General features: G+C 37.1%; 8 protein-coding genes and 1 pseudogene. 7 read left to right on the forward strand and 2 right to left on the reverse strand.

Annotation, left to right across the window (positions count from 1 at the left end; all coding sequences use genetic code 11):
• Nucleotides 1-459: 459 nt before the first annotated feature.
• The gene (locus EAE89_RS07995; RefSeq protein WP_054476456.1) at nt 460-702 is read left to right on the forward strand and encodes a hypothetical protein; all 243 of its coding nucleotides are present in this window, start codon (nt 460-462) and stop codon (nt 700-702) included.
• A gap of 176 nt (nt 703-878) precedes the next feature.
• On the opposite strand, the gene EAE89_RS08000 is transcribed toward EAE89_RS07995, so the two are convergent.
• On the reverse strand, nt 879-2,486 hold the full coding sequence (locus EAE89_RS08000; protein ID WP_054476455.1) for an ABC transporter substrate-binding protein: 1,608 nt from the start codon (nt 2,484-2,486) through the stop codon (nt 879-881).
• 573 nt (nt 2,487-3,059) lie between these two features.
• Between EAE89_RS08000 and EAE89_RS08005 the strand changes: the two genes are divergently transcribed.
• A complete protein-coding gene (locus EAE89_RS08005) occupies nt 3,060-5,441 on the forward strand; it encodes a M60 family metallopeptidase (RefSeq protein ID WP_214085653.1) in 2,382 nt (793 codons plus the stop codon).
• Between the two features lie 201 nt (nt 5,442-5,642).
• Here the strand turns inward: EAE89_RS08005 and EAE89_RS08010 are convergent, their stop codons facing one another.
• Nucleotides 5,643-6,323 (reverse strand): hypothetical protein, encoded by a 681-nt coding sequence (locus tag EAE89_RS08010; protein ID WP_214085654.1) that lies wholly within the window; start codon nt 6,321-6,323, stop codon nt 5,643-5,645.
• A 462-nt stretch (nt 6,324-6,785) separates the two neighbouring features.
• Between EAE89_RS08010 and EAE89_RS08015 the strand changes: the two genes are divergently transcribed.
• The 5 genes and pseudogenes from EAE89_RS08015 (at nt 6,786) to EAE89_RS08035 (ending at nt 12,452) form a co-directional block, all read left to right on the forward strand.
• A complete protein-coding gene (locus tag EAE89_RS08015; protein ID WP_054476449.1) occupies nt 6,786-7,802 on the forward strand; it encodes an NAD(P)H-quinone oxidoreductase in 1,017 nt (338 codons plus the stop codon).
• A 464-nt stretch (nt 7,803-8,266) separates the two neighbouring features.
• Entirely contained in the window at nt 8,267-10,186 is a 1,920-nt protein-coding gene (locus EAE89_RS08020; RefSeq protein WP_214085655.1) for a pyridoxal phosphate-dependent decarboxylase family protein, read from the forward strand.
• A gap of 45 nt (nt 10,187-10,231) precedes the next feature.
• Nucleotides 10,232-11,440 carry a tyrosine transporter TyrP gene (gene tyrP, locus EAE89_RS08025; protein ID WP_214085656.1) on the forward strand — a complete coding sequence of 403 codons (1,209 nt, stop codon included), beginning with the start codon at nt 10,232-10,234 and terminating at the stop codon, nt 11,438-11,440.
• 102 nt (nt 11,441-11,542) lie between these two features.
• Nucleotides 11,543-11,771 (forward strand): annotated as a pseudogene (locus tag EAE89_RS08030) (DUF29 domain-containing protein); the annotation flags it as partial.
• Nucleotides 11,772-12,011: 240 nt separating this feature from the next.
• The gene (locus EAE89_RS08035; protein WP_054476442.1) at nt 12,012-12,452 is read left to right on the forward strand and encodes an OsmC family protein; all 441 of its coding nucleotides are present in this window, start codon (nt 12,012-12,014) and stop codon (nt 12,450-12,452) included.
• The last annotated feature ends 66 nt before the right edge of the window (nt 12,453-12,518 follow it).

Below are 12,518 nucleotides of genomic sequence, written 5' to 3' on the forward strand. Positions count from 1 at the left end.
GTGAGAATTAACTCACTCGGATAGCGTAACGACATCCTGAATTTACATTGACTAATAACATCAGAAGATTTTTCGACGATGTAAAATAAGATTGGCTTATATAATCTCAATCGATATCAAAATAACCTCGATATATTGTAGTTAATATTATTTTTTTGATTCTGTAAAATAACATCCACACTTAGATTTATCCCTGTTTAATTTGTGGCAGAGAAATTATTAATAATAAAATGGAATAATAAACCACTTGCCAAGATTTATATTGATGATTGATTTATTACATAATTATACTATTGTTTAATTAGCAGGATAGGTTTGTTTTCTAAAAAAACAGGAATTACATCAACCAACTGCAAGTTAGTATATTTTTCTATGCCATTAATTTGTCATGTCATCAAAAAATTGATAATGATGGGTAATAAACAACTGTATTCCACATGAATACTATAGGGTAAGATTATGCCGCGTGTGAGAATTCCGATAAGATATAATCCAAGTCCGATAACAATTCGTGCATGGATAGATAATTGGAGAGAGGAATCCCTCGTAAATTGGGAAGTAGATTGGAATCAAGTTGATTGTAGCGGGACAGTAATTAAAATCCCTTTTAATGGTGGAAATATTGCTGCACTAGAGATGGCTGTTAGAAGAGATGTGCATGTTTTTGATCATACTATTGTAGACTTTGTTAGTATAGAATGATAAAGACTTATGAATATACCTGTTATCTTTCAAGTTGCCTCTTTGTTGGCTGCGTTCATTTGCCGCCGCACTGCAACTTGAAATCTATTGGGTATAAATCGTCATTTAAAAGGGAAGTCGAACACTGATTTCCCTTTTATTGTTAATGCTTATTAAAACACTACATTAATATCACACTAGTGCTTAATAACATAAAGATCTTTCGATGACATAAAGCCGAGTGGACTCAGATAATATCCGCCAATATAAGGTTTTACCAGTCTGGCACCAACATAATAAAACACAGGAATAGCAGGGACGTCTTTTGCCAGAATATTTTCTGCTCGCTGGAAATATTTCTGATCATTTGTTGCTTTGGCTTTTCTCACCAAATCATCATAAATTTCATTGTGGTATAAAAATGTATTATTGGAACTATGAGTAACAAAATTATTTAAAAATGACGCCGGATTATTGTAATCAGCAATCCGTGCATATCTCACCATATCAAAATTACCTTGACGTATTGCATCTAACATTGTTTTTCGCTCTTGATTTTGTAAGACAATATCTACACCCAGATTTTTTTTCCACATTGATGTTGCTGCGATCGCAATTCTTTTATGCTCTTCTGATGTATTATAAAGCAAGTTAAATTTCAATGGATTATTGCTATTGTAACCGGCTTCATTCAATAACTGTTTGGCTTTTTCAATCCTTGACTGTTGTGTCCACGATGCATAATCAGGTTGCTCTAGATTCATTCCTCCGGTGTTCGGTGGAGTATGGTTATAAGCAGGTTCTTGACCTTGCCCTAATACTTTATTTGCTATAATGGTTTTATCTAAAGCTAGATTTAATGCCTGCCTGACCCTAACATCATTAAAAGGTGCTTTTTGGTTATTCAGATCATAATAATAAACACCTAATGCGGGTGTAATGTGAACCTGATCACCTAATTTTGCTTTTAAAGATTTAAATAAAATCGATGGGATGCTCTTTGTTATATCGATTTCTCCTGCCAGATATCGATTTATATCTGCTGTTTCTGATGATATTGGGAGATAGGTGACTTTATTGATGACGGTATGTACATTATCCCAATATTGTTGATTCCTGACTCCAACCACTTTTTCATTGACGATCCATTCAGCTAATTTAAATGGGCCACTACTGACAAATACATCTGGGTGAGTCCATTTCTCGCCATATTTCTCAACGGCTTTTTGGCTAATTGGCACCATAATAGGATATGCCAGCATCTGTAAAAAATAGGATACGGGCTGTTCTAACGTTACTTCTACTGTCAGATTATTCAGTGCTTTTACACCTAATTCATTGGTTTTTTTCTTTCCAGAGAGAATATCTTTGGCGTTGACTATATGCATATTTTCAATATAGCTGCCATATGGAGACGCCATTTGCGGATCAACTAAACGACGCCAACTAAAAACCACATCATGCGCAGTAATCGGTGAACCATCAGACCACTTTATTCCTTCTCTTAGATGGAATAACCATACTTTATTATCTTTGGTTTCCCAACGAGCAGCTAAATCAGGGGTTAACTTGCCATCACGATCTGTACTGACTAATCCACTAAAAAAATCGTTAATAATATTAAACTCGACATCATTTTCGATTTTATGGACGTCAAGAGATGCGGGTTCTGAGCCATTATTACGAATAATATCTTGGTTAACTGCCAGTTGTGTACCAGATGGAATAATTGCTGCATGAGATAATGTCAAGTTGCCAAGTATAATACCTGTGAGTAAAGATATATTTCTTATTGTTTTCGCCATTGTTTGTTCTCCAGGAGGATCTCATTTTTTGGTATTTAATTCAGGGGAATCAATTGGTTGATAAAATTCAGATTAAAATTATATGATTATATTGAATATCCTATTTTAAATGGGATGGATATAACTACAATGAAGTATTAGTATAAAATGTTTAGTGAAGCTTCATCAATGTCATGAGATTTAAATAATGGATTTAATTATGTATACCCAATAGATTTCAAGATGCATCGCGACGGCAAGGGAGTGAATCCCCGGGAGCATAGCAAACTATGTGACCGGGGTGAGCGAGCGCAGCCAACAAAGAGGCAACTTGAAAGATAACAGGTATATTTCGAATCTAAAGGCCCTAGTTTATAAGTTGAAGATAGTACCTTTACCGCAGGAGTTGTTGTTTTATTTGAAATAGGGGATTTTGGGGTGTTATAGAATCATTTCTTGATGGACGACTTTACTTTTATAGTTGTTGGGTAATTTTTTTACAGTGGTATTATTTCAAACGAAATCATTAATTCGTGATTCAATTACTCTGCATTTTTGCAATGTTCCCAACCCAAACTAGAAGGTAGTAATAATATGATAGATAATAAGAAATCGATAACCTTACATGGTAATGGATCTGCTAATGAATACAAAAAAATACAGCGAAGATCTTTTGCACACAGTGAACTGCAACCAACGGGATTTTACGCTATTTTCGGACAGGAAATTATTATTAATGTTGAAGGAGAAACAAATAATTCTATCAATGCAGTGATTGGCGTTCCTGAACTTAATAAACCAGAAAAATATTTGTTAACGGAAGGGTTAAATAAATTTACCTCAAAAAATGAAGGTTTACTCAGTTTTACCAACAACAATAATAATGGTTATGTGAAGATTATTATTCAATCAGAGTTACAGAAAGTTCCATCATTTAAATTGAATGAAACCAATAATACAGATTGGGAAGATATGATGGATTTATATTCTGATGCACCTGTCGTTCAACTTAGCAGTGAACGAGCAATAATTGTTGTAAGATATAATAGTGCTAAGAAATATCTGACTGATCCAAAGGCGTTAATGAAATATTATGATGACTTTATTCGTCATCAGGATAGCATATCGGGAATATTGGAAGATGGGAAAGTAGACTACAGGGCCGATCCAAATAAATTATTATATGTAGAAGCGGATCGTTTATATATGTTTGCAACTAATGGACATATGGGCTTTAATGGCAATGCGGCCCTGCAACGATTATTAACGACCAATAATGGCTGGGGAATTTGGCATGAAAGTGGTCATCAAAGGCAACAATCTCCTTATACCTGGAGTGGTGGAACAGGAATGACTGAGGTTACAGTCAACTTGTATTCTTTAGCTGTACAAGAAGGCTTTTATGATAGAGCGAGTTTCATTGATAAATACTATCCTAAAATCAAAGAATATTTAGTTGCTGAAGAAAAGAATTTTGACGCTCAAGATATTAATATAAAGTTAGGAATGCTATGGCAGTTAAGACTAACATTCGGCAACGGATTTTACCCTCAGCTTCATCAAGCTTATAGGTTAATGGATTCATTGCCTGTTAGCAATGATGATAAAAAACAACAACTTATAATATCCTCATCTCAACTGACCAATATTAATTTAGCCGGTTTTTTTGATAAATGGGGAATTACACCTGATGAAAAAACATTAGAAATATTAAAAACATTACCATCATTAGAGAAAAATATTTGGGAAAATGATGATAAAAATTCAATTACAATAGAGATGCCACAGCAGAAATATGTTCCTGAGTTGGCTTACTTTATGAAGAGTATAAGTAAAACATTATTAAGTGAGAGTAAGTTTGAATTTACTATCGATCTTGATTGGCATACTCCATATCAATATGTCATCAAAAAGAATAGCCAATATCTTGCAGAAATAAAAGATGGTAAGCCATTTTATTGCAGCGCAAAATTGGATGAAAGTGGTTTGAATGTTAAAGTCTCGCATAATTTTACCTTAGATGATCTCATTGAAATTGAAGTAGGACTTGATGGAGAGAGATACACTGTTTATAACATGACAGTTTATGATTTTAAATTATGGGAAAGATTGAATAATTTATTTAAAGATCAAAATCATACAGAAATTGATGATAATGTAACCCAGAGCGAGTTAGATAATATATTTGAGGCTATCAAGCAGGCCAATGACAGTAACAAAATGTCATCTATATTTCATCATGCACAGGAGATGTTCTTGATAAATACCATCATAAATACAAATATCGATTCTAATCGTCTAACAGTGAATTTCAAGGATGAATTATTTAAAAGTTATAAATATGTTGCAACGAAAGATAATAAATATATATCGGAAATCAATAAAGGAAAGCCTTATTATTCCAGCTTTATTCCGCCATCAACGTGGGTAACAAATAAAAATTTAAATGATGCTAATGAATTAGCTATTCAAGCAAGATTACTTAATGGAACTTATGTAATATTTGAAACAACTTTCGCAGAAGAAAATATAAAACAAAGAATAGCTGGTTTGTATACGGATGCATCCCAATCTAAAATAAATGATAATGTTACTCAAAGCACTTTATCTGAACTGATTAAAGATATAAATGATAGTGGAATATCGTATAAGAAGAAGGATATTTATCTTTCACAAGTAGATGATGCACAATTTATGTTCTTAAAACAAACTATAGCCAGAGTTGAATTGGCTAAAAATAAATTGATAGTGACATTTGCGAACGAAAATTTCCGGGATAATAAATATGTTTCTATAAAGAATAACGCTTATCAATCAGAAATAAATAAGGGTAAGCCAGCGTATTCATCTTTATCAAATAAAGTCTGGTCAACTAACATGACTTTAACAGAAGATGATCATTGTACTATCGAAGTTAGAATGGGTACGAAAGTTTATGTTATTTATCAAACCGGCGATTTGATATTAGCTGAATAAGGATAAATCCTAAATAAACGCTTTGTGAAAAAATAGACCTCCAGCGTTTTTTGATGGTAGCTGGAGGTCTGGCTAGGTTACCTATCTAGGCAAGGTGGAATAAAGGGGAAACTTGAAAGATAACGGGTATATAGGGAGATTTGCGTGTATTTGGAGGGAATAGGGTAAAATAATGACTCTTTAAGCATAGATTAAGGGTCTTTATATGGAATCAGAAGCGTCAAAAATCCTCGCAAGTTTTACCAATTGAGCAATTTCATCATGGGATGCGCCATTTTTGAGGATATCCAGTACTGTTGTAGATTCAGCCAGATCTATATCAAGGTTAAATGTATTAATCTTACGAATGAAAAAATGGCATTTTTTTACGCCACTGACCGGACCTAAATTAGCCAGTATTTCTGGAATACCTTTTAAGTATCCTTTATTACAGGTTTTTTTATTTACTGAAAATTGAAAAACAGGATATAAATTCTCTACTCCCCAATTTAATACGATGAGTTTATGACTTTCACCATATTTATTGACTGTCGGGCGAGTCACTCCTAATATATCCGCAACCTTGCTGGACTTGTAGACGCCGCCGTATTTCCCAAGATGAGCAAGAAAAGCATTCCTGTTTTCGATAAATTCTTCGTGTTTTTTCTTTTCCGGTGTAACAGTTTCTACTATTTCAATATAGTTGACTCGTCCTTTAATTTCTGCCCAAAATTCGTCGTCGGGTAGAGTTAACAATAGGGAAAGACTATCTGGATCTTTTTTTCTAAGTACATCAATAAAATGATCAGCAAGATTGGTGATGCGTGCTTTGATAAGTTCAGACTGATCGAATCCACTTGTCGGTTTTACCCGGTTATTGGATTCTTTTGTTGTTGTCTCCATCAGTACCTCAGTGATATTTTGCAATTTCGAAAAATTAGCTTACATGGAATTGTAAAATAGGAAAGTTTTTTCACCAATCTCTTTTTAAAAAGCCATACTGGTCGGTGATGCGATTCTGTCCTTCTAACACGCAGCACGGTTTTTCTGCCACTTTGCGGTAATCGCTTGTGAAAGAGGATCAGCCGAGTTAATCCTGATTTCTTTTGCAATCTGGTGTTGAGTAGGAGTGCACAGGTTTTATTTTCAAGCTTAATATAAAGACGATTAGCGAGAAAAAAACAAATGGAAAATCAGCAATAGTGCTTGTAATAGCTTATCTGAGCTACTTACATATTTGTCATATAATAATTTTCTGTTATGGTCATTGTTTAACGGTTTTTTCGCTCTACGGCACTTCAACTCCCACTTATCATATTAAACAGAATCCATAAAAAGGATCATCAGAAGAAATAAGAGGTATGTATGCATAGCCAAATTAATTCATTGCCCCAATATATGTTAGCGATCAGCATCATTAAGCCTGGAGGTCCAGAGAAATTACATCTGGTTCAGGTTCCGTTACCGCGACCAGAAAAAGGCTATCTGTTGGTTAAAGTGGCTGCGGCTGGAGTTAACCGGCCAGATATATTTCAGAGAATGGGGTCTTATCCACCACCACCTGACGCATCGTTATTACCTGGATTAGAAATTGCAGGCGAAGTCGTTGCCAAAGGTGAAGGTTGTGAACGCTGGAATATTGGCGATAAGGTTTGCGCACTTGTTGCTGGCGGTGGTTATGCTGAGTATTGCCTGGTCCATGACACCATTGCTTTACCGATATATGGATTGGATTTTGTTCAAGCGGCAGCATTACCCGAAAACTTTTTTACAGTCTGGGCTAATGTTTTCCAGACTGGCAAGTTGCTACAAGGAGAAAGTTTGCTGATCCATGGCGGCACTTCTGGAATAGGCAGTGTCACCATTATGTTAGCGAAAGCCTTTGGTGCCAGAGTGATTACCACTGTTGGCTCTGATGAAAAGGTTAAAGTTGCATATAGTTTAGGCGCTGACTTTGTGATTAATTATCGGAAAGAAGACTTTGTTGAACGGGTATTGCAATTTACTGACAAGCAGGGCGTTGATATGGTTGTTGATTTAATCGGTGGTGATTATGTCAATAAAAATTATAAAGTTGCGGCTAAATTCGGGAGAATTATTCAGATTGGTATGATGAAGGGAAACCCTGAAAATCTTAATCTGATGCCCTTAATGTTAAAACGGTTGACACATACAGGGTCTACATTACGTTCTCGCAGCGTGGAAGAAAAAGCTGAGATAGCCAGAGAGTTAGAAAAACATGTCTGGCCATTGTTGAAATCAGGAAAAGTCAGTCCATTAATTTGTAAAGTATTTGATCTGAAAGATGCCGCTGATGCACATCGGATGATGGAAGCCGGTGATGTTCTCGGCAAGGTTATGTTGGTAAATGTATCGTCTTGAAAATACTGCCTTTTGAATCGGGGCTATTTCAACTTTTGTAGCCCTGCATTCTGTCTATTAACAAACTTCCTATTAACAGCTTCGTGTTAGAAAAAACCCTTATAATTAATGAGCTATAATGAATAGGCAGTTATTATTTCGGCTTGTTTTTTTATCTGTTATTTGTCCTCGCGCACAAAATTGGAATTTATATTTAACATAATTGTTAATATTTTAACGAATGTGGTCTATATCTATTAACAAATGATCGGTTATAGATATGTTAATGGCTAGTCTTTTCACCTGATAGGATTTTCCTTAATGTCTGTAATGATGGGGTATGAACAGCCATTAGCAAGTCAGGTGACATAAAAGTTTCTGCCTGCTTGTCAGAGAATGATAGTGATTTCATTAATAAGTAAAGAAGATCGGAATCTCTCTGTTGCTGGCAGTCGTTTTTGTCAGTTGGAAAAGGGTATGTGATTATGACTAAGCAGTTTACTTCGCACTTAAATATTGATGCGTTGTTTTTAGGCCCTAAATCAGAAAATGCAGTCTTTTTTAGAGAAATGATGGAATACGCTGTAAGTGAGCATATGCACTGGCGTTCTGATTTTCATCCAGAAGATCCAGCCTTAGTAACCTCAGTTGATCGTTATGCTCCTGATTACAGAGAAACCCTTTATCGAACCGAGGGTATTCTGAACCAACTATCTGCCAAATTGAAAAACACTTCTGTTCCCTGGTTTTCCCCCCGTTATATGGGGCATATGAATGCTGATACCTTGATGGTTTCCAGTCTCGCGTATGTTATGGCGATGATGTACAACCCAAACAATTGTGCTCACGAGTCATCCCCAACAACAACCGAGCTGGAAATTGAAGCAGGATTGGATCTGTGCCGGGTGTTTGGTTATGACACTCGCCGGGCTTGGGGGCATATTACATCAGGTGGAACTGTCGCCAATTATGAAGGGTTATGGGTTGCTCGTAATTTAAAAACCATGCCGATTGCCATTGCACAACATCCGCAATCCCGTGATTTAGTTGAGAATAAATCGCAACAACAACTGTTAAATATGTCGTCATCAGATATTTTGGATCTGACTGATGAATTAAAAAGGCGTGGCATTTTCGAAGAAGTTCGTGAGCTTTCTTGCCGAGGTGTCGGGATAAAGCAGGGAATATTTGGCAAAGTCTTAGTTCCGCAGTCGAAACATTATTCATGGATGAAAGCAATGGATGTTTTTGGGATTGGTCAAGAGCATATCGTGCCATTGCCGGTAGATGAATATTATCGTACTGATGTTGAAAAAATGCGTGAAATTACGTTCAACCTGATAGAGCAGGGCGAACCGATTTTGGCAATGGTGACAGTCGTTGGAACGACGGAAGTCGGAGCTATCGATAGAGTTGATGAAGTGATTGCATTGCGTCAAGAATGTGAGGAACGTTATGGCGTTTCGTTTTATGTGCATATTGATGCTGCTTATGCCGGTTATGCCAGTGCAATGTTCCTTAATGAACAGGGTGAGTTTATGGAATATGATGAACTTATCCGCCGTTATCGCGAATTGGAAATTATTCCTGACGGTGTAATTTGGCCTAAACCTGAAATTTATCAAAGTTTCAAGGCAATGTGCCAGGCTGATTCGATTACTGTAGACCCCCATAAAGTTGGATTTATTCAGTATGCGGCTGGTGCTGTATGCATGAAAGATAAACGTATTGTTGACTTGATTTCCTACCGTGCTGCTTATGTTTTTGAAGATATTAATGATCAACTGGATCAACCGGCTAATCGGCATGTGGTACTTGGTTCTTCTATTATGGAGGGTTCTAAAGCCGGGGCTATTGCCGCTGCAATTTGGGCTTCACACCGATTAGTTCCACTTAATATCAGTGGATACGGAAAAGTGATTGCTGCCGGCATTGTGACAGCAAATTGGATGATTAAAAAACTTCTAACTACAGAACCCCTTATTGTTGGCAAACGTTATTTTGAAATTCATGTTATGCCACATCCTGATTTCCATATGGTCAATTTTACGTTTAAAGAGCGGGATAATGGCGATTTGGGGCATCACAACTGTCTTAACAAGAGGATGTATGAGCTTTGTTCATATGCCACAGGTCGTACTTATACTAATGATTTTCTGACTTCTTCCACGTCGCTTGGCTATAGCGAATATGGCGATACTCCCTGGCATTATGTTGAAAGTTGCGGTTTTAGCCGGGAAGAGTGGGATAAAGTTCACAGCGTGTATGTATTGCGTGCAGCAGTGATGACCCATTGCCTACGTAGTACTGATGATTTTGATGAATATTGGGAAAGGCTCCAGGAGATTTTTATTAATAAACTTACTCAGATTGTTGATGAAGAAGAAAAAAAGAAAATTGTCTGATTTTCTATTATTAAACACTTGCTGTTTATTTGAAGGGAAAAAAACGTGAAGAATCGTACTGTTGGCAGCACTTTTATTGTAGCAGGGACGACCATTGGCGCGGGAATGCTGGCCATGCCATTAGCAACCGCTGGTGTGGGATTTGGTGTCAGTTTGATCATGCTGGTGGGGTTGTGGATTGTGATGAGTTACACCGCATTATTGCTGGTTGAAGCTTATCAATTTGAGTCGCCGGATACGGGGCTAGGAACACTTGCTCAGCGTTATCTTGGCTATGGCGGTAAAATATTGGCGGGTTGCAGTATGATGTTTTTGATGTATGCACTGACTGCGGCATATATCAGTGGGGCAGGGGAATTACTGACGACCAGCCTTAATAAATGGTTTAATTCATCTTTTCCAGCTTCCGTCGGTGTTGCCCTATTTACGGTAATTGCCGGAGGCATTGTTTGCATTGGCACCAGTTCAGTAGATATGGTTAATCGGGTTGTCTTTAGTGCAAAAATTATTTTCCTGATATTAATGTTGGGGATGATGATGCCGCATGTTCAGAATATTAACCTACTGACCATGCCATTAGAGCAAGGATTAATATTATCTTCCATTCCTGTGATATTCACATCGTTTGGTTTTCACGGCAGTGTTCCCAGTATTGTGAAATATATGAATGGAGATATACGTCGGTTGCGTTGGGTATTTATTATCGGCAGCGCAATTCCGTTGCTTGCTTATATTTTCTGGCAATTGGCGACTCTCGGTAGTATTAATTCCACGACATTCGTTGATATCTTAGCTGAAAATGCAGGGTTGAATGGTTTATTACACAGCATTCGTGAAGTTGTTGCTTCACCGAAAACTGAACTGGCTGTACAAATGTTTGCCAACCTGGCGCTCGCAACTTCATTCCTCGGTGTCGCACTTGGATTGTTTGATTTTTTGGGTGATCTATTTAAACGCAAAGATAATGTAAGCGGGCGTATGCAGACGGGTTTGTTAACTTTCGCTCCACCTTTGATTTTCGCGCTGTTTTACCCAAAAGGCTTTGTGATGGCGTTAGGGTATGCCGCAGTCGCGTTGTCAATTTTGGCATTATTATTGCCTAGTCTCTTGGCATATAAATCCCGTCAGCAAAATGAACGCCGCTATCGAGTATTTGGCGGTAAACCGGCACTATTGCTGGTATTTGCCTGCGGTATTGCAGTAATCGCAATCCAGATCGGAATAGTGAGCGGAATGTTGCCCGAAGTAGGGTGAGCACCTGGTCCTGAAGATAAGTTCATTTTTGACCTAAAGCGCATTTTCTGACAGGCTACGATACAAACCATCTGCATAACAGACCTACTAGCGGAGGCAATGATGACTCACACTCGTTACGAAACTGATGTGGTCGCTTGGGCAAATGAGCAGGCAGCATTATTACGTGCCGGTAAATTGTCTGAGATTGATATAATCAGAGGAGATCGAAGACGTGGGCAAGAGTGAACAACGTGAGTTGGCTAGCCGCATGGCAGTATTAATTGCTCATTTATTAAAATGGAAATATCAGCCAAGCCATAGAGGAACACGTTGGGAAAGAATAGTTGAAAGATAAGCACTTTAAAAACAAAATGGAGAAAAATTAAAAGTTATAATAACTGTCTCTGTTTGACCCGGTAGAAACTAATATTTTGAAAGATAACAGGTATATATCCAATAGATTTCAAGATGCATCGCGACGGCAAGGGAGCGAATCCCCGGGAGCATAGATAACTATGTGACCGGGGTGAGAGAGTGCAGCCAACAAAGAGGCAACTTGAAAGATAACAGGTATATAAGGAGTGAGATTATGCCGAAAGAATTATATACTGCCAAAGTAAAATCTGTAGCTGGATTGAAAGTTGAGTGTACATCAAGAGATTTCTCCTTTTATTTAGATGAGCCGCGTAATTTAGGGGGTACTGATCAGGGGATGAATCCCGTTGAAGCTTTACTCTGTTCTTTGGGGGCCTGTAAATGCATCGTAGCAAAAGCTTTTGCTAAACTGCATAAAATTAATTTAATTGATATTCATGTTGATCTGGAAGGTGAACTTGATACGGATGGTTTCACTGGTAGAAATAAACAAGCGAAATTAGGTTTCTCTAAAATAGTGACAAAATTTTATATTAAAGCTGATAATAGTGAAGAAGAAATTCATGCCTTTGTCGATTTTATTAATAAAACCTGCCCAGTTCACGACACTATCGAGAATGCACCAAGTTTTGCCACTGAAATATATTGTGAATAAATAGATGTTACACTGAGATAATTTTACAAAGAAAATGTTGTTTGAGTTAATTTAAAAAATCCTCTA

Origin of the sequence: Photorhabdus heterorhabditis (genome assembly GCF_018448905.1) — a bacterium.
GTDB classification, from domain to species: domain Bacteria; phylum Pseudomonadota; class Gammaproteobacteria; order Enterobacterales; family Enterobacteriaceae; genus Photorhabdus; species Photorhabdus heterorhabditis.

What these genes read in the sequence shown, in the direction of transcription:
- EAE89_RS07995 (WP_054476456.1), top strand. Translation starts at nt 460, where the DNA reads ATGCCGCGTGTGAGAATTCCGATAAGATATAATCCAAGTCCGATAACA.
- EAE89_RS08000 (WP_054476455.1), bottom strand. Translation starts at nt 2,486, where the DNA reads ATGGCGAAAACAATAAGAAATATATCTTTACTCACAGGTATTATACTT.
- EAE89_RS08005 (WP_214085653.1), top strand. Translation starts at nt 3,060, where the DNA reads ATGATAGATAATAAGAAATCGATAACCTTACATGGTAATGGATCTGCT.
- EAE89_RS08010 (WP_214085654.1), bottom strand. Translation starts at nt 6,323, where the DNA reads ATGGAGACAACAACAAAAGAATCCAATAACCGGGTAAAACCGACAAGT.
- EAE89_RS08015 (WP_054476449.1), top strand. Translation starts at nt 6,786, where the DNA reads ATGCATAGCCAAATTAATTCATTGCCCCAATATATGTTAGCGATCAGC.
- EAE89_RS08020 (WP_214085655.1), top strand. Translation starts at nt 8,267, where the DNA reads ATGACTAAGCAGTTTACTTCGCACTTAAATATTGATGCGTTGTTTTTA.
- EAE89_RS08035 (WP_054476442.1), top strand. Translation starts at nt 12,012, where the DNA reads ATGCCGAAAGAATTATATACTGCCAAAGTAAAATCTGTAGCTGGATTG.